16 protein-coding genes and 1 riboswitch are annotated in these 18,259 nt (G+C 67.3%); of the genes, 13 read left to right on the top strand and 3 right to left on the bottom strand.

What is annotated here, in order from left to right; all coding sequences use genetic code 11:
• Positions 1-71: 71 nt before the first annotated feature.
• From HH302_RS07600 to HH302_RS07610, 3 genes are read right to left on the bottom strand one after another with little or no spacing between them, the layout of a single operon-like run.
• Entirely contained in the window at positions 72-851 is a 780-nt protein-coding gene (locus HH302_RS07600) for an ABC transporter ATP-binding protein (protein ID WP_172200931.1), read from the bottom strand.
• A complete protein-coding gene (locus HH302_RS07605; RefSeq protein WP_371814621.1) occupies positions 848-1,861 on the bottom strand; it encodes a FecCD family ABC transporter permease in 1,014 nt (337 codons plus the stop codon). Before HH302_RS07605 ends, HH302_RS07600 begins: the two co-directional genes overlap by 4 nt.
• Positions 1,862-1,898: 37 nt before the next feature.
• Positions 1,899-3,722, bottom strand: a complete 1,824-nt coding sequence (locus HH302_RS07610; protein ID WP_172200934.1) for a TonB-dependent receptor domain-containing protein — start codon at positions 3,720-3,722, stop codon at positions 1,899-1,901.
• Between the two features lie 165 nt (positions 3,723-3,887).
• Positions 3,888-4,106: riboswitch (cobalamin riboswitch) on the bottom strand.
• Between the two features lie 65 nt (positions 4,107-4,171).
• Here HH302_RS07610 and cobU point away from each other — a divergent pair.
• The 13 genes from cobU to HH302_RS07675 all read left to right on the top strand — a co-directional run bounded on the left by cobU (position 4,172) and on the right by HH302_RS07675 (position 18,253).
• Positions 4,172-4,696, top strand: coding sequence for a bifunctional adenosylcobinamide kinase/adenosylcobinamide-phosphate guanylyltransferase (cobU, locus tag HH302_RS07615; RefSeq protein WP_172200937.1), 525 nt, complete (start codon positions 4,172-4,174; stop codon positions 4,694-4,696).
• 97 nt (positions 4,697-4,793) lie between these two features.
• A complete protein-coding gene (cobT, locus tag HH302_RS07620) occupies positions 4,794-5,852 on the top strand; it encodes a nicotinate-nucleotide--dimethylbenzimidazole phosphoribosyltransferase (protein ID WP_172200940.1) in 1,059 nt (352 codons plus the stop codon).
• Positions 5,853-5,865: 13 nt separating this feature from the next.
• Complete coding sequence (locus HH302_RS07625) at positions 5,866-6,627, top strand: adenosylcobinamide-GDP ribazoletransferase (RefSeq protein ID WP_216661887.1); 762 nt, start codon at positions 5,866-5,868, stop codon at positions 6,625-6,627.
• Positions 6,612-7,166: an alpha-ribazole phosphatase family protein gene (gene cobC / locus HH302_RS07630; protein WP_172200943.1), complete on the top strand. Its 555-nt coding sequence runs from the start codon at positions 6,612-6,614 to the stop codon at positions 7,164-7,166. The genes HH302_RS07625 and cobC overlap by 16 nt, the downstream gene beginning before the upstream one ends.
• A gap of 21 nt (positions 7,167-7,187) precedes the next feature.
• A complete protein-coding gene (rfaQ, locus tag HH302_RS07635) occupies positions 7,188-8,309 on the top strand; it encodes a putative lipopolysaccharide heptosyltransferase III (protein ID WP_172200946.1) in 1,122 nt (373 codons plus the stop codon).
• On the top strand, positions 8,306-9,445 hold the full coding sequence (locus HH302_RS07640; RefSeq protein ID WP_172200949.1) for a glycosyltransferase family 4 protein: 1,140 nt from the start codon (positions 8,306-8,308) through the stop codon (positions 9,443-9,445). The genes rfaQ and HH302_RS07640 overlap by 4 nt, the downstream gene beginning before the upstream one ends.
• Before the next feature lie 87 nt (positions 9,446-9,532).
• On the top strand, positions 9,533-9,943 hold the full coding sequence (locus HH302_RS07645; RefSeq protein ID WP_172200952.1) for a hypothetical protein: 411 nt from the start codon (positions 9,533-9,535) through the stop codon (positions 9,941-9,943).
• A gap of 123 nt (positions 9,944-10,066) precedes the next feature.
• A complete protein-coding gene (gene msbA / locus HH302_RS07650) occupies positions 10,067-11,824 on the top strand; it encodes a lipid A export permease/ATP-binding protein MsbA (RefSeq protein WP_172200955.1) in 1,758 nt (585 codons plus the stop codon).
• Between the two features lie 2 nt (positions 11,825-11,826).
• Complete coding sequence (gene asnB / locus HH302_RS07655; protein ID WP_172200958.1) at positions 11,827-13,680, top strand: asparagine synthase (glutamine-hydrolyzing); 1,854 nt, start codon at positions 11,827-11,829, stop codon at positions 13,678-13,680.
• Positions 13,673-14,797, top strand: coding sequence for a glycosyltransferase family 9 protein (locus HH302_RS07660; RefSeq protein ID WP_172200961.1), 1,125 nt, complete (start codon positions 13,673-13,675; stop codon positions 14,795-14,797). Before asnB ends, HH302_RS07660 begins: the two co-directional genes overlap by 8 nt.
• Positions 14,794-16,149: an O-antigen ligase family protein gene (locus tag HH302_RS07665; protein WP_172200964.1), complete on the top strand. Its 1,356-nt coding sequence runs from the start codon at positions 14,794-14,796 to the stop codon at positions 16,147-16,149. The genes HH302_RS07660 and HH302_RS07665 overlap by 4 nt, the downstream gene beginning before the upstream one ends.
• The gene (locus HH302_RS07670; protein ID WP_172200967.1) at positions 16,146-17,216 is read left to right on the top strand and encodes a glycosyltransferase family 9 protein; all 1,071 of its coding nucleotides are present in this window, start codon (positions 16,146-16,148) and stop codon (positions 17,214-17,216) included. Before HH302_RS07665 ends, HH302_RS07670 begins: the two co-directional genes overlap by 4 nt.
• Positions 17,213-18,253, top strand: a complete 1,041-nt coding sequence (locus HH302_RS07675) for a glycosyltransferase family 9 protein (RefSeq protein ID WP_172200970.1) — start codon at positions 17,213-17,215, stop codon at positions 18,251-18,253. The genes HH302_RS07670 and HH302_RS07675 overlap by 4 nt, the downstream gene beginning before the upstream one ends.
• The last annotated feature ends 6 nt before the right edge of the window (positions 18,254-18,259 follow it).

The raw sequence follows: 18,259 nt of genomic DNA on the forward strand, positions 1-18,259 counted from the left end.
GGCGCAGTCTTCCTGCTTGTGCGGCGTCAGGCAAGAGGGCGCCCGACCGACGGCTGCGCCGTGCGCGGTACTCAGGCCGGGACAAAGTGCGGTCTGCCTGCATCGTCGAGCGCCCGCACCGGGTGGCCAAGCGCACGCCCAAACACCGACGCCGAGGCCACTTCGTCGACCGGGCCTGCTTGCCAGGCACCGTCGCCGAACAGGATCAGCAGATGACTCGCCCAGCGCAGCGCGAGGTTGATGTCGTGCAACACCATGACGACGGCTGCGCCCGCGTCCGCGACGCCACGGAAATGATCGAGCACCGCGATCTGGCCGGCGAGGTCGAGATGCGTGAGCGGTTCGTCCAGCAGATAGAGCCGTGGCGTCTGCGCGAGGAGTGCGGCAATCGACACGCGTTGGCGCTCACCGCCCGAGAGGGTCTGCACATTGCGCCGTGCGAAGCCTGCCAGGCCCATGGCCGCCAGCGCGTCGGCCGCGATGCGGAGGTCGTCTTCGCTTTCCCACTCGAAACGCTCGAGCCACGGATGACGCCCCACCAGCACCGCTTCTTCAACGCTGCTGGCGAAGGGGTCGTCCGGATGCTGCGGCAACCAGCCGCGGAGTTGCGCCAGCGCGCGGGCCGACCAGCGCGCCAGCGGCGCCCCGCCGCACTCAAGTTCGCCCTGCGACGGGTGCAGGCCGGCCAGCGCAGCCAGCAGCGTGCTCTTGCCGACGCCATTGCGGCCGAGTATCGCAAGCCGATCGCCGGCCTTGAGATCCAGATCGAGCCCACTCACGGCGCGGACCTGGGCGACGCCGACATCAAGGCGACGCGCACGCAACAGCATGGATGGGCGTGCCTCGCTCATCGTGGATGCCGGGAGAGGAGCCACAGGAAAAGCGGCACGCCGATCAGCGCAGTCAGCACGCCAACCGGCAACTGCAAGGGCGCGACGACGGTACGCGCTGCGGTGTCCGCGATCAGGAGCAGGCCACCGCCACCGAGTGCCGAGGCCGGCAACAACAAGCGCTGGTCGTTGCCCAGCACCAGCCTCAGCAGATGCGGCACGACGAGACCGACAAAGCCCACCGCGCCGACTGCCGTCACCGCCGCAGCGGTGAGCAGTGACGCGAGCAGGAACACGATGGTCGCAACGCGACGCGTATCGACACCGAGCGCACGCGCATGCCGCTCGCCGCGGGCGAGCAGATTCAACTCGCGCGCCATCGGCAGACTGGCCAGCACGCCAAGTATCAGTACGCCCAGCACCAGCCACGGGCGATCCGCCGCGCCCGCATCACCCATCAGCCAGAACAGCATGCCGCGCAGCGCACGGTCGGGACTGAGTGCAAGGAGCAGCGAAACCAACGCGCCGCAGCCGGACGCGACCACCACGCCCGTCAGCAGCAAGCGGGTTTGCGTCCTGCTACCGGAACCACGCGCGATGCCGAACACGGCAAACATGCTGAGCAGGGCACCGGCGAGCGCCGCGCCGTCCACCCAAGGCGTGGCGAGCCCCAACAGCAGTGCCGACAGCGCGCCGACCGCCGCGCCACCGGAGATACCCAGCACATAGGGATCGGCCAGCGGGTTACGCAGCAGCACTTGCATCAGCGCACCCGACAAGGCCAGCAGGCCGCCGCAGCCGAAGGCAGCCATCGCACGCGGCAAGCGCAGCTGCGCCACCACGGTGGCGGCCATGTCGTCCGGCTGGCCGCGCAGCGCGTCGAAGATCGCTCGCGGCCCCGCTGCCACCTCGCCCGCGGCCAGTGCAGCGAAGAACGCCGCCAGCACCACGGCAGCGAGGCCAAGCAATACGAGCAGCACGCGGCGAGGGCGCATCGGCGAACGAGCGATTGCGATCGAAAGGGTGCTCATTGTCGCGCGCCCCGGCCCACCAGCGAAATGCCTGCGCTCAGCGGGTGCTGAAACGCAGGCCCGCGAAGATGCTGCGTCCGGCTGTGCCGTAGCCGCGCACCGTCTCGTACTGCTCATCGAACAGGTTGTCGAGCCGCACTTCCAGTTGCGTTTGCGGCATCAACTTCCAGCTCGCGACGAGATTGACCAGGGTGTAGGCGTCGAGCTTGTGCAGGTTCGCCGCGTCGTCGTAGCGATCGCCGACATAGCGCACTTCGACGCCGGCACGCCAGGCATCCTGCACATAGCGTGCGTTGAACGCCCCCTGCCACTCGGCACGCCTTGCGAGTTGCGTATCGGTATCCGGGTTACGCGCATGCAGCCAGTCGAGCGAGCCATCCACGACGAAAGCGCCAAAGGTATTGCCCGCTTCGGCGGTGACGCCATCCAGCTCGGCGTGCGCAATGTTTTGTGGCGTCCAGGTCTCATCCAGCGCGATCTGGTCGCTCACACGGTTGCGGTAAGCGGTCAGCGATGCTTTGGCCTCGCCCGACTCCCACACCACGGCCGTCTCCACGCTGCGGCCCTGCTCGGCCTTCAGGTTGGGATTCGAGTAGCCGGGGTAGTAGAGGTCGTTGAAGGTCGGCGCGCGGAACGATGTGCCACCGCCGACGCGCACTCGCCACGCCTCGGCGAACTGCCAACCCCAAGCGGCCGTGCCGGTGGTATGCGCGCCGAATTGCGAGTTGTCGTCGCGGCGCACGTTGAGCTGCACGCGCTGCGCACCGTAGTGGGCGCTCCAGCCAGCGAACAAGGCATTGATCGTGCGGGACTGATCAAAGCTGCCTTCAGCCTTGGCCTGCTGCTGCAGCCATTCGGCGCCGAGCATCAGGCTGCCCGGCCCGATGCGGACATCGTTCTGCCACGACGCCTGGTCCTGCTCGGTGCGGAAGGTCATGCCGGTCGGATTCCACATCGCGTAGTCACGGCTGTCGTCCACCGAGCGACCAAAGCGCAAGGTGCTGACCCAGTTCTCGGCGAAGCGATCACGCAGGCTTGCGCCATAGCTCGCCACCTTCACGTCGGTATGCGAATCAAAACCGATGCCGCCGTCGTACCAGCTGCGGCCGTTGTTCTGCAGTGCGGTCAGTTCAAGCGCGTGACCGTCGGCGATCTTCCAGCCGAAATTGGCCGCGAAACTGTTGCGGCGATAGCCGTCGTCGTCCGGGTCGTAGCTATAAGGCTGCTTGACCGGATCGTTAATCGCCGAATAGCCGTTCGTCTCCTGATGCGTCACGCGCAGGCCGCCGCTGAACGCGCCGTTCTTGCCCGACACCCCTGCCGCATACTCCTGCGTGCCGTAGGTGCCCACGCCGGCAAACGCATCCGCCGCAAAGGGTTCCGTCGCGCGACGGGTGAAGATCTGGATCACGCCACCGATCGCGTCAGCGCCGTAGAGCGCCGAAGCCGGGCCGCGGACGATTTCAATACGCTCGATATCGTCGAGCGACAGGTGTTCCAGCGACGCGCCACCGCTGGTGGCGGATCCAATGCGCATGCCATCGACCAGCACGAGGCTTTGCGACGCACTCGCGCCGCGCACGATGAGGCCCGCCGTCTTGCCAGGCCCCCCGTTGGAATAGAACTGCAGGCCGGGCTGGCGGCCGAGGAACTCGGTCAGATCGGCGACGCCGGCACGGGCGATTTCTTCGCGGCCGATCACTGTCACGTCGGCGAGGGTCTCGGCGATGCGCGTCGCTTGCCGCGTGGCGGTGACGACGATCGTGCTGCTGGGAATATCGTCCGGCGCGGCAGCGAACGAAGGTACGGAAAACGCCGCGAGAACGGCGGCGGTGACGGGGCAAACCCGAAGGCACTTCATTTAGAGGCAACTCCCTGATCGTCCGCGCACGCGACCCCGCGTGCCGGACATGGCACACGGACAGCGCAACGGGGAAACGAGCAGGCAGGGCGCAAAGCGCTCAGGCTGATCAACCGACACCCCGCGGCCTGTCCTCCAGCGCAAACACCCTGCTGACACAAAGGCGCTTGCGGATGTCTGACGGGCCGGTATCCGGGCTTGCGAGCGGGCGCATGTGCGCCGGCCCTGCGTCGCCTTCCCGGGAACAATCCCAGTGGCCGATGACGCCGGGCTCTCGCCTACCGTTGCGGGGGCAGCACAGGAATAGTCCGCATGCGGACGCACCTGTTTCCCGTTTAACCCTGGCGCGCGACACGCCGGGGCACCTTTCAGACGAAACTCCGGCCGCAGCCGGAGTAAGCGCGGCAGTTTAACATTGCCGCTTTCGCGTCGCAGCAAAGGTTTCTCCGATGATCGAACTGGTACTCGGCGGTGCGCGCTCCGGCAAGAGCCGCCACGCAGCGCAACGGGCCGCCGCCGGCGCACTGCCGGTGACGCTGATTGCCACCGGGGAAGCGCTCGACGAAGAGATGCGCACGCGCATCGCGCGCCACCGGGCCGAACGCGACCCGCGCTGGAAGACCATCGAGGCCCCGCTCGACCTGCCACGCCAGCTGATTGTTCAGGCCCGCCCCGGCAACTGCGTGATCGTCGACTGCCTGACGCTGTGGCTCAGCAACCGCCTGCTCGCCGCGCCAGACGACGCCGGCGATGCCGCGGGGGAAGCTGCGGCAGCCGAGCTGATCGCAGCACTCAATCGCTGCGGCGGACATGTGATCCTCGTCTCGAACGAAGTTGGCCTCGGGCTGGTTCCCGAAACACCCCTCGGGCGCGCCTTCCGCGACGCGCAGGGGCGACTGAATCAGGCAGTGGCCGCGATGGCGCAGCGCGTCGTGTTCGTTGCGGCGGGTTTGCCGCTGGTGCTGAAGGGCTGAGGCAAGCGCCAAGCGCACGCTTCACCCGGCGCAAAGGCCGAACCGCCCCTGCGTGCTAGCATCCGCCCCCTTCTGCCCGCCCCGGAATTCGTCCGCCATGTACGCCGATATCACTTCGCCCGACACCGCGCTGAGCGCGGCACTGCAAGCCCGCATCGACGGCAAGACCAAGCCGCCGGGCAGCCTGGGGCGAATCGAAGCGCTCGCGGCGACGATGGGCCTGATCCAGCAGAGCACGTCGCCCTCCGTGTGTGCGCCACACATCGTCGTGTTCGCCGGCGACCACGGTGCGGCAAAGGCGGGCGTGTCGGCCTACCCGCAGGATGTGACCTGGCAGATGGTAGCCAACATGCTCGCTGGCGGCGCGGCGATCAACGTGTTCGCACGCCAGGCTGGCATCGCGCTCTCCGTGGTCGACGCCGGGGTCGCACGCGAGCTTTCCGATCTGCCCGCCACCGGAGCAGACGGCACCCGTTTCGTGCGCGCGAAGGTCGCCGCCGGCACCGCGAACTATCTCGACACCACCGCGCTGAGCAACGACCAGCGCGACACCGCGATCGAAGCCGGTGCGCGGATCGTGCGCGAGCTGGCGGCCGCCGGCTGCAACACGATCGGCTTCGGGGAAATGGGCATCGGCAACACCGCGAGCGCATCACTGATCACCGCCGCCCTCACCGGCGCTCCGCTGGCCGACGTGATCGGACGCGGCACCGGGCTCGACGACGCTGGCCTCGCACGCAAACACGCGCTGCTGGCCCAGGCTTGGCAGCGCGCTGGCGCGCCCCGCGATGCGCTGACCGTGCTGGCAGAGTTCGGCGGCTGCGAGATCGCGATGATGGTGGGGGCATTCCTTGAAGCCGCGCGGCAGAAGATGACCGTCGTCGTGGATGGTTTCATCGTCACCAGCGCCTTGCTGGTCGCCCATGCGCTCGCCCCCGCGGTGCGCGACTACTGCGTGTTCGCACACCGATCGCAAGAGCCGGGTCACACCACGCAGCTGGCGCACCTTGCTGCGCAACCGCTGCTCGAACTCGATCTGCGGCTCGGCGAAGGCACGGGCGCGGCGCTCGCGATACCGTTGCTGAAGACGGCTTGCGCCATGCTGGCCGAGATGGCGAGCTTCGAATCGGCTGGCGTGAGCGGAAAGTCCGCATAGCTGCGTGAGCATGCTGCGCTGGAATCTCGAACTCTTCTTCACTGCGCTGGGCTTCTTCACGCGCATCCCGGTGCCGCGCTGGGTGCCGTATTCGCCTGAGCGGCTGAACCACGCGGCGCGCTGGTTTCCGGCGGTGGGCTGGGTCGTCGGCTGCGTTGCAGCCGCCAGCTTGTGGCTTGCGGCGCAGGCATGGCCGCTGCCGGTCGCGGTGCTGATTTCGATGGCGATATCGATCCGCCTGACCGGTTGCTTCCATGAAGACGGCCTCGCCGACGCCGCCGACGGCCTGGGCGGCGGCTGGGAGAAGGCGCAAGTGCTCGCGATCATGAAGGATTCGCGGCTCGGCACCTATGGGGCGGTGGCACTGGGTCTTGCACTGGCCGGCAAATTCGCGCTGCTATGTGCGCTGGGCGCCGACAAGGCAGCGCTTGCCTTGCTCGTAGCGCACCCGTTTTCGCGGCTGTGCTCGGGCAGCCTGATCCGACTGATGGACTATGTACGCGAGGATGCACAGGCGAAAGCGAAGCCGCTGGCGGTACGCATGTCGAACGGCGAATGGTCGCTGTCGATCGCCTTTGGCGCCGCACCCCTGATACTGCTCGCGCCGCGCCCGGCGCTGGCGGCCTTGTGCGCAGGCGGACTCATCACGCTGTGGTGGGCACGGGTGCTGCACCGCCGGCTCGGCGGCTACACCGGCGATTGTCTCGGCGCGGCGCAACAGCTGGCGGAACTCGCCTGCTACCTCGCCTGGACGGCGGCATGGACCTCCATCTGATTCGTCACCCGGAAGTCGCGGTGGCGCCCGGCACCTGTTACGGCGCCAGCGACGTACCGCTCGCTGCGCCAATCGATGCGGCCGTCGCGCATCTGCTCCCCCTGCTGCCGGCCGACGCGGCGCTGTTCGCCAGCCCTTTGGTGCGCGCGCGCCTGCTGGCCGAAGCGCTGGGCGAGCCCGTCATCGATGAACGCCTGCGCGAAATCAGCTTCGGCGACTGGGAGTTGCAGACCTACGAGGCGATCGGCAAGGCCGCGCTTGGCCGCTGGGCCGACGATCCGCTCGACCATCGCCCGCCCGGCGGCGAGTCGGCCTCCGACATGAGTGCCCGCGTGCTGGCGTTCTTGAACGAACTACAGGCGCAACGGCAGGGCGAGGCCGTCGTCATCGTTGCCCACGGCGGGCCGCTGCGCGTGATCGCCGGCCATCTGCTCGGGCTGCCGCCAGCGCGCTGGCTGACGCTCGATTTCGCCCACGCGCGCCTGACCCGCATCCAGGTCGAAACCTGGGGCACGACCCTCAAACTCTTCAACCGCTGACTGCGTGCTATCGTCGGCCCCATGCTGCTGACTGACCCGATTCCGCTTCACGAAGTACGCCGCGTGCTGGTGATCAAACTGCGTCACCACGGCGACGTGCTGCTTACGGCCCCCGTGCTGCGTGCGCTGAAAGCCCGCGCACCGCACTGCGAAATCGACACGCTGGTGTATCAGGAAACCGCGCCGATGCTGCAGGGCCACCCTGCCATTGCGCAGCTGCACGGCATCGATCGCAACTGGAAGAAGCTCGGCCCGCTCGGGCAGGCCGCGGCGGAGCTGGGGCTGCTGCGGCGGTTGCGCGCACGCAAGTATGACCTGGTGCTGCACCTCACCGACCACCCGCGCGGCGCTTGGATCGCGCGCCTGACGGGTGCACGCTGGGCCGTCGGCCCCGCCCGCCCGGCACGCGGCCGGATGTGGCGCAAGGCGTTCAGCCATCTGCAGGGCGAGCCGATGAACGCCCGCCGCCATACGGTAGAGCGCAACCTCGATGTGTTGCGTCGAATCGGCCTCTACCCCGAATTGCACGAGCGCGTGCTATCGATCCACCCCGGCGCGAATGCCGACATGCGTGCGGATGCGCTGCTGCGTGACGGCGGTGTTGAGGCTGGCCGCTTCATCGCGGTGCACCCGGTCTCGCGCTGGATGTTCAAGAGCTGGCCGGCAGAACACGTCGCAGAACTCTGCGGGCGGCTGCAACGCGCCGGCTGGAAGCTCGTCTTCACCTGCGGACCGGACGCCGACGAAAAGGCCTTTGTCGCACGCATTCTCGAAGCCTTGCCCGAACCGGCACTGAATCTCGGCGGGCAACTGAACCTGCGCGAACTCGCGGCCGTGATCGGTCGCGCCCGGCTGTTCTTCGGCGTGGATTCCGCGCCGATGCACATCGCTGCCGCGCAGCAGGTGCCTACGGTGGCCTTGTTCGGCCCCTCCGGCGAGCTGGAATGGGGTCCGTGGGGCGTACCGCACCGCGTGGTCAGTAGCCAGATCCACCCCTGCCGCCCGTGCGGCATCGACGGCTGCGGCGGCGGCAAGATCAGCGATTGCCTCGTCCGGCTGCCGGTCGATCAGGCCTGGGCTGCCGTGCAGGATCTGCTCAACGACACCGGCGGCACGCCGGTGGTGCACCTGCAGCGCGTGTGAAGCTCGCCCTCGTCCGCCAGCGCTACACCGCCTTCGGCGGCGCCGAGCGTTTTGTCGAGCGCGCGATTGCGGCACTTGGCCGCGACGACATCGAGATCACATTACTGACACGGCGCTGGAGCGGCGAGCCCGCTTCGAATCTGCGCCTGCGCAAGCTCGACCCTTTCCACATCGGCCGCACCTGGCGCGATGCGAGCTTTGCGCGCGCCGTGCAACATGAGATCGCCAGCAGCGATTTCGATCTGGTGCAGTCACACGAACGCGTGCCCGGCTGCGATATCTACCGCGCCGGCGACGGCAGCCACCTCGGTTGGCTCACGCATCGCGCACGTGCCCGTGGCCAGCGCTTTGACGCACGCTGGTGCGGCCCCTACCACCGCTACACGCTCGCCGCCGAAGCAGCGATGTTCCGCCACCCGAAGCTGCGTGCGGTAATCTGCAATTCGCGCTTCATCCAGCGCGAGTTGATGGACTTGTTCGGCCTGCCCGCAGAACGCTTGCCGCTGATCGAGAACGGTGTCGATCTGCAGCGCTTCCGCCCCGCGGGCGCCGACGAGAAGCGCGCCGCGCGCGTCATGTTCGGCTTGCCGGCGGATGCCGCCGTCCTTGCCTTCGTCGGCTCTGGCTTTGAGCGCAAGGGGCTTGCCGCGGTCATCGAAACCCTGCCGAACGACGCCCATCTCGTGGTCGCTGGCAAGGACAAGAGCGAGCCGCACTACCGGCGCATGGCGCAGCGCCTGGGCCACGGCAATCGGGTGCACTTCCTCGGCCCGCAGCAAGACGTTTCACCGATCTACCGTGCCGCCGACGGTTTCGTCTTCCCCGCCGTCTATGAACCCTTCGGCAACGTCGTGCTGGAAGCCATGGCCAGCGGCCTGCCTACGATCACCTCACCGAGCTGCGGCGCTGAATCGCTGATCGAACACGGCGCCAACGGCTGGCTCGCCGACGGATTCGACCGTGAATCGCTGCGCGCCGCGCTAGCCGAGTTGATGACTACGGTCGGCTCACCAGAGCGCCTCGCCGCCATCGCCAGCGCCGCGCGCCGGACCGCCGAGCAGCAAACACCGGAGCGAATGGCCGAGGCACTGGTCGGGCTGTACCGGCGATTGCTGGGCAACTGCCTGGACATGTGACGCAGTTGGGTGGGCGATCCTCGGCGCTTGGCCAGAATGGAGCCCCCCACACTCCTTACAAACGCGTCGAATCGCGTCGCGCCCGCCATGCAGCAACTCTTGTTAGTGTTGGTTTTCGTTGCCTTTGCCGTTTCCGCTCCAATCAAGGTGACCGCGCTTTGCGCAACACTCCTGCTGCTGATCACGCTCACGGTGGTGGCAGTAACTCACGCGGTGGCCGGCGTATCCACAACCGTCAGTTCGGCGTTCAAGGCCGTCTTCCTGTCGCTTTGCTTCCTTGCCATCTGGCTGCTGACGCTGCTCAGCTATGTCAAGGGAAGCGGCAGTGCCAGCTTTCATGACCTTTCGCTATTGATGCTGCTTGCAAGCCTGTTCGGAGCCTTTGTCATGGGTTTCAAGGTGGCGCTGCCATTGAGCTTCAGCTCCAGCGCAATCGTCGCAGTGCTGTCGGCGGGGATCTCCGGTGCGTTGATCTGGGGGGCCCGCAGCTACCTCTAGATCAGACGATCACAGGCGGCCCTGCCGCGCTTACAAGCGCTGACGACTGCGCCTGACCCAATCGCACCGGGCCAGGCAGACCCCTCCGGTATAATCCGCGCCGTCTTGTGCCCCGGGGGCTTCATGTCTCAATCCACGCAGCTCTATCGCCGCCTGCTGAATTACGTTCGCCCATACAAGAAGGCGTTCGTCGCGGCGCTGTTCTGCATGATCATCGCCGGCACGCTCGAGCCGGCGATGGCCAAGCTGCTGCAACTGATGATTGACGAGGGCTTCACTGCGAACGCCTCGGCCAAGGTGTTCTGGTACCCGGCGGCCATCGTCGGCGTGTACTTCATGCGCGGCGTGCTGTCCTTCCTCACCGACTACGCGATGGCGTGGGTCGCCAACAAGGTGCTGCTGGATCTGCGCAACGAAATGTTCGCAAAGCTGATCCGCCAGCCAACGCCCTTCTTCGACAACCGGCCGGCCGGCCTGCTGATGTCGAAGATCGCCTATGACGTGCAAGGGGTGCTGGACGCATCCACCAACGCGGTGAACACGCTGATCGGCGATGCAATCAAGGTCGTCGCGCTGTTCGGCTTCCTGCTCTACCTGAACTGGCAGCTCACGCTGATCGCCTTCGTACTGGTGCCGCCGGTGGCGCTGGCGGTGCGCGCGTTCTCGGGCCGCCTGCGTCGCATGACGCGCGGCTCGCAGGAATCGATGGGCCTGATCAACCATGTGCTGGAAGAGGCGATCGGCGCGCACAAACTGGTGAAGGTATTCGGCGGCCAGGTTTATGAATCCAGCCGTTTTCTGAGGGCCACGCAGCAGCTGCGCGGTTTCAACATGAAGGGCACCGTCGCCGCTGCGGCGCAAGGGCCGATCGTGCAGACGCTCGCGGCAATCGGCATCGGCAGCATCATCGCCGCGGCGCTGTGGCAGGGCCAGAAGGGCGGCCTCACGGTAGGCGAGTTCAATGCCTTCATCGTCGCGATCGCACAACTGGTGCCAGCGATGAAACGCCTCACCGATGTGAACGCACCGCTGCAGCGCGGGCTGGCGTCAGCCGAAAGCGTGTTCGAGCTGATCGACGCCGATACCGAATCGGACACCGGCACGCGCGAACTGGGTCAGGCGCGCGGCGATGTGCGCTTCGAGCAGGTGCGCTTCCGCTACCCCGGTGCCGCGCGCGACGCGCTTGACGGCATCGACCTCGCGATCCGGCCCGGCGAAATGGTCGCGCTGGTCGGCCAGAGCGGCAGCGGCAAGACCACCATCGCGAACCTGCTGCCGCGTTTCTACCCGGTCAGCGGCGGCCGCATCCTGCTCGACGACATCCCTGTGGAGGATGTTCGGCTGGAAAGCCTGCGCGCCAACATCGCACTCGTCAGCCAGGAGGTGGTGCTGTTCAACGATTCCGTGGCGAACAACATCGCCTACGGCGCAATGAGTGGCGCCACGCGCGCCGAGATCGAGGCCGCCGCAAAGGCCGCCAACGCTTACGAATTCATCATGCAGATGCCGAACGGTTTCGACACCGAGATCGGCGAGCGCGGCACCAAACTCTCCGGCGGCCAGCGGCAACGCCTGGCGATTGCGCGCGCACTGCTGAAGAACGCGCCGCTGCTGATTCTCGATGAGGCGACGTCAGCGCTGGACACCGAGAGCGAACGCGCGGTTCAGGCCGCGCTGGATGCGCTGATGAGCGGCCGCACGACACTGGTGATCGCGCACCGGTTGTCGACGATTGAACGCGCCGACCGCATCGTCGTGATGGACCGCGGCCACATCGCCGAGACCGGCACCCACGCCGAACTGCTTGCACGCGACGGTCTGTACGCCAACCTCTGGCGCATGCAGTTCCGGCAGGACGACGACACCAACGGAGCCACCTGAGCATGTGCGGCATCGCCGGCTACTTCGGCACCCGGCCGCTCAGCGGCGCCGCGGCCGAAGCCATGTTTGCCGCGATCGCGCGGCGCGGCCCGGATGCGAACCACGCCGTGTGCTGGCGCGACGGCCAACGCGGCAGCGAACCCGCCGGCGCGCAGCGCGCGTTGATGCACGCACGGCTGTCGATCCGCGATCCTCGGCCGGAAGCCGACCAACCGATGGGTAATGCCGACGGCAGCCTGTGGATTTGCTACAACGGCGAGGTGTACGGCTGGGAAGACGAGCGCCGCGCGCTCGAAGCACAGGGCGCAACCTTCCGCACCACCTCGGATACCGAGTTCATCCTGCGCGGCTACGAGGCCTGGGGCATCGAAGCACTGCTGCCGAAGTTGCGCGGCATGTTCGCCTTCGCACTGCTGGATCTGCGCAGCGGCACGCTGCATCTGGTACGTGATCGCATGGGCCTCAAGCCGATGGTCTATCACCATGACGAAGCGAGCCGCACGCTCGCCTTCGGCTCTCTGGTGCGCAGCGTGCTGCCAGCAGTGCCGCCGGCCGAACGCGATTTCGACCCGGAAGGCATCGACGCCTACCTCGCCCATCGTACGATCCCGGCGCCGCGCACGGTGTTCCGCGCCATCCGGCGATTGGAGAACGCCCATCGGATCGAGTTCGACCTCGCCAGCGGCCGCCTGACAAAGCGCCGCTACTGGCAGCCGACACCCAACGGCCGCGACCCGGCCGAAGTGCTGGACGAGGCCGTCCGCCTGCGCACCGTGGCCGATCGCCCCGTGGGCGTGTTCCTGTCCGGCGGCATCGACTCGTCGGTCGTCGCCAGCCGGCTCGCGCTGCAGGGCTATACCAACATCGAGAGCTTCACCGCCGGCTTTGACGACGCGGCGATGGACGAAAGCGCGCTCGCCGCGCAGATCGCCGCGTCGCTGGGTCTGCCCAACAACCGCATCGCCATGGCGAGCGATGTGTCCGGCGATTTCGAACAGGTCGTCGCCGACCTCGACGAACCCTTCGCGGACCCCTCGGCCTTCCCGACCTGGGCGCTCGCGCGCGAGGTCTCGAAGTCGGTCAAGGTGGTTTTGTGTGGCGATGGCGGCGACGAGATGTTTGCGGGCTACAAGCGCTACCGGCAACATCTTCGCTCCGCCTGGCGGCGCCATCTGCCGGCGGCCGCGGCGCTGCGCCCGGCCGGCAACGTAACGCCCGGCAAAGCCGAACGCCTGCGCCTGGAAGCCTCTCTGTCGTGGCCAGACGCCTGGTCGCTGCGCTTCTCCGGTTTCTCCGCCACCGAACGCGAGGGCCTGCAGCCGGTACTCGGACGCGTTCCGGCGCATCGCTGGCGCGCCGCCGAGATTGGCGACACCGATCCGCTCGGTACGCTGCTGGAGCTGGACCGCCTGAACTACCTGCCGGAGTACATCCTGCGTAAGGCCGACCTGACCACCATGGCGCACGGCCTCGAGGGTCGCGCGCCGCTGATCGACCATGTCTTTGTCGAATCGCTGGCGAGCCTGCCAAGCGGACAACGCTTCACGCAGCCGGCCAAGGCCTGGCTCGCCGGGCGCTGCCCGCCCTGCCAATCGCTCGGCCTGTTGACGATGAAAAAGCGCGGCTTCAACCCGCCGATCCGCGCGCTGGTGCGCGAGGGCCTCGCCGCCCGGCTGCCCGGCTTCGGCGCGCGTTTGTCCCACGCCAGCGATGGCCAGCTTGATGCCGCGGCAATCGAACAGTATGTAGAGGCCTGGCGCAAGGACGGCAGCCTCTCCGAGGGGCTGCTGCAGTTGCTGATGCTCGACGAGAGCCTGCGTCAACTCGGTCGCCTGCGGAGCGCCATTCATGGCTAGCCGCGGCTTGGTGCGCGCATTGACCGTGCTGCGCGCGCTGCCAACCGTGTTGCACAACCGCATCGCCCCCGCGGGCGGCGACACCCCGCGACGCATCCTGATCGTGCAGTTGCTGCTGCTGGGCGACACGCTGATGCTCGCACCGCTGATCGCCAAACTGCGTGCGCGCTACCCGGCCGCGCAGATCGTACTGACCTGCCCGCCAAGCTTCCTGCCGCTGTTCGCGACGCGACCGTGGGATGTCGAAGCCCTCGGTTTCGATCTGCGCGACGCTGCAGCGCTATCGCGGCTGCGGGCAAGCGGCCCGTTTGACCTCGCCGTGGTGCCGGCCGACAACCGCTTCTCTTGGCTCGCGGCGGCAGCGGGGGCACGGCACATCGTCGCCTTTACCGGGGACGCGCGCTGGCGCAAGAACCTGCCGGTGACGGAATTCCGGCCGCTGCCGGCTACGCCCGCCGCGTTTGGCGACTTTGCCGCGACGCTGGTGGACGGCGACCCGCCGCCGCCCTATCGCGTTGGCGACTGGCCCGCGCCCGTGGCGCGTCAATTCGCCCGACCGGTCGAGCCCTACGCCGTGATCCACCTTGGTGCCAGCAGCCCGCACAAACTCTGGCCGGTCGAACGGTGGCGTGAAGCCATTGATTATTTGCGGGGGCGGGGGCTGAACGTGGTACTCGCATGCGGGCGTGGCGAGGAGAAATTGATCAACGAGGTCGACCCGGCGCAGCAATGTCCGCGTTACGCCGGCACGCTCGACCTCGCGCAGTACTGGGCATTGCTTGCGAAGGCACAGGTACTGCTGTGTCCGGACACCGGCATCGCCCATCTCGCACGACTCGCCGGCACACCCACTGTCGCGCTGTTCGGCCCCGGTTCGCCGGTGTTGTTTGGCGCCGGCGAGTTCTGGCGCAACATGCCCTACGCCGGACTCTGGGAGCCGGATATCGCATGCCGTGACCAGCAGGCCGTATTCGAAAAACCGCTGCCCTGGGCCCGCCAGTGCTGGCGCACGCCGGCACAATGCGGCAATCCAAAGTGCATCCGCGCAGTGTCGCTCGATACGGTCCGGGTCAGCCTTGAAACCCTCCTCGCAAACGGACGTCGCGCTCAACCATGATGGCACCGGACGCAAGCCCTTCGACGATGCAGCGTTTCATCGAAACCACCAGCCTCGCCGCGTTTGCGGCCCTGCTCTTCTTGTGGTCCGTGCCGGATGTGATTGCCGCCCGCAACGCGCTGCTGGCTTTGCTGCTGCTGCTCGCGCTGCTGCTGAAGCCAGACTTTTCGCAACTCAGCGCCTGCTTGCGACAACGCAGCGTCGCAATCCCGCTGCTCGCGCTCACGGCCTGGATCGCACTGCATTGCGCGGTGCTCGCCTGGAACCCGGGGCGCGCGTGGCATGAAGCTGCCCAGTGGTTCAAGGCTGTGCCAATCTTCGCGCTGGGCGTTGCGCTCGGCCAGGGGCCGGGATGGCGAACCCAGCCGAATCGCGTGTCGGCCTGGGGTGGCGCCACGGTCGTCGCCTACCTGATCTATCTGATCTTCCAGGTGATCTACAAACCGTGGGATCTGCCGGCGCCGGCGGGCCAGATCCTGCTGCAAACCACCCGGATCGGCTCCCGCGATCTGGCCAGCTACTTGGGCACCGCACTGGTCGCGCTGCAACTGGCCGACTTGGTCGCCTATTCCGCACGCGGCCGCGGTCTGGTGAACGGGCCGGTTTGGCTACGCGTGCTTGCACTGATCGCCGCCACCGCACTTACGGTTGCAACGATGACGCGCAATGCGCTGCCGATATTGCTGCTGCTCGGCGCCATTGCGGCCAGCGCATTCATCGCAACCCGCCCGCGCCAGACGCGACTGCGCGCCATTGCGCTGGTCGCCGTGGCGGCGGTACTGCTCGCCAGCGGCATCGCGATCAACGTGAAACACGACGAGCGCTGGGCCCGCTTCGCAAGCTCGGTCGCGATCGGGCTCGACATCGAACACCAGAAGGCTTGGCTCGCACAGGAGCAAACCCCGCTGCCGCTGAACGCACAGGGCCTGCCGGTCGACGACTCGGCCTACATGCGCACCGCCTGGATGAAAGGCCTTCTGACCGAGATCGCGCGACATCCGCTCGGCGTAGGCTACGATCGCAACGCCTTCGGCAATGCGCTGCGGGCCGACTACGGCAAATGGGTCACCACTGGCCACGGTCATGCAGGCGTGTTCGATTTCACCGTTGGCGTCGGTATCCCCGGCGGCCTGCTGCTACTCGCCTTCTTTGTCGCGCTGGCGGCAGCCGGTTTGCGGCGCTGGCGGGACGATCGCGATGCCGCCGGCCTCGCCTTGCTGCTGTTCGTCGTCTCCTATGCGAGCCGCGCCTTCATCGATGGCATCGTGCGTGACCACATGCTGGAGCAGTTCATGCTCATCGCCGGTCTGCTGCTGGCGCTCGCCCACACCAACAAGGCCCAACAGGCATGAAGAGCATCCTCGTCATCCGCCGTGACAACATCGGCGACCTCGTCTGCACCACGCCGCTGATTCACGCCTTGCGTACGCGCTTCCCCGATGCCCGGATCGATGCGCTGGTGACGAGCTACAACCTGCCAGTGGTGTCGCGCAACCCAGACCTGGACGAGGTCTTCGCCTACACCAAGACACACCACCGCGTGCGCGGCAGCGAATCGGCGTTGGGGGTGCTGTGGAAGCGCGCGCGCCTGATGTACCGCCTCCGGCGGCGCCACTATGACTGCGTGGTGCTTGCGAACTGCGGCTGCATGCCGCGCCCGGTGCGGCTGGCGCGCCTGATCCAGCCGAAGCATGTGGTCGGCTTCACCGAGGCCGGCAAACCCTGGGCGCGCCACATCGACATGGGCATCCCTGTCGAACGCCGACCGGAACATGAGGTGGAAGAATTGTTCCGGTTGCTAACGCCGCTGGGCATCACCGACAGTGCGGGGCCACTTGTGGTGAATGCAGATGCCGAAGCCACCACTGCCGCAGCACGTACGCTGCGCCAGCAACGCTGGTCGCGCGCGCGCCCCACGCTGGCAGTGCATATCAGTGCGCGGCTGCCCAGCCAACGCTGGCCGGCGCAACGCTTCATCGACACGCTCAGGACACTGGGTGGCGCAGGCGATTTGCAATTCATGCTGTTCTGGTCGCCTGGCGACGAGAACAACCCGATGCACCCAGGCGACGACGGCAAGGCGAACGAGATCATCGCCGCCCTCGGGGCCGACTTCCCGATGCTGCCGTGGCCCAGCAACAGCCTCGACGAGCTGATGGCGGGCCTTTCGGTGTGCGACGGCATGCTTTGCAGCGACGGTGGCGCGATGCACCTGGGCGCATCGCTCGGTCTGCCGATCGCGGCCCTGTTTGGCAAGTCGGATGCGACGCGCTGGCACCCCTGGGGTGTCGCCCATGAAATCCTGCAACCGACGAGCCTAGAAGTGGCCGACGTGACCGCGCCGGAAGCTTTGGCAGCGCTAGCACGTCTGCGCCCGGCGATCGACGCACGGGCACGCACGCGTGGCGTACTGAAATGACACCGCGCAGCATTCTTGTCGTGCGCCGCGACAACATCGGCGATCTTGTTTGCACGACGCCGGCCATCGCAGCCCTGCGCCAGGCGTTTCCCGACGCGCGCCTGGCTGCCTTGGTCAATTCGTACAACGCCGACGTGCTCGCCGACAATCCGCATCTCGATGCGGTCTATGCCTACACCAAGCTCAAGCATCGTGAGGCAGGGCAGAGCGCATTCGGCGCAGTGTGGGCGCGTGCGAGGCTGTTGCACACGATCCGCCGCGAGCGCTTCGATGTCGCGATCCTGGGCAAATCATCGTGGGACAAGCACGGCCTGCGTCTCGCGCGGCAATGTGGCGTTGCGCGCACGATCGGTTTTGCGAGCCCCGACAGCCGTGCCCGCCAGCCGGACGTCGCCTTGCCGCCCCCCGATCTGCTGATCCATGAGGTGGAGGCGGTTGCGCAGTTGCTGGTGCCCTTGGGTGTGAAGACTTCGCCCGGCCCCTTGCAGGTGTTCCCGGACGTCGCGCTGGCCGCAAACGCCGAAGCGCGTTTCGCCGCGCTTGGCAAACGCCCGCGCCTGGCCTTGCATTTGTCCGCCCGCGAAGCCACGCGACGTTGGCCCGCGGAGCGCTGGATCATGCTCGCGCACGCCGCAGCGTATGCCGGCTGGGGCATCGTGCTGTTCTGGTCGCCCGGCGCCGCGGACGATCCGCGCCATCCGGGTGACGATGCATTTGCCGCCGAGATCGCTGCTGCACTCCAACAGATCCCGTTCGTCGCGTGCCCGACGCATGGGCTGCGCGAACTCGTCGCCGCGTTCTCACGCTGTCACGCCTTCGTCGGCGCCGACGGTGGGGCGCTGCACCTCGCCGCTGCCGCAGGGCTGCCCATGGTCGCACTGTTCGAGAACTCACCGCTCAAGACCAAGCACTGGTATCCGTGGCAAATCGCCCACGAGTTGCTGTGCGGCCCCGAGGCCAGCGTTGCCGGCATTGAACCGGAGCGGACCATTCTCGCACTGAGCAAATTACCCAAGCGCGAGCTGACGTCCGCGTAGGTAACG

The sequence above is a fragment of the Niveibacterium sp. COAC-50 genome, from assembly GCF_013184235.1.
Classification (GTDB): Bacteria; Pseudomonadota; Gammaproteobacteria; order Burkholderiales; family Rhodocyclaceae; genus Niveibacterium; species Niveibacterium microcysteis.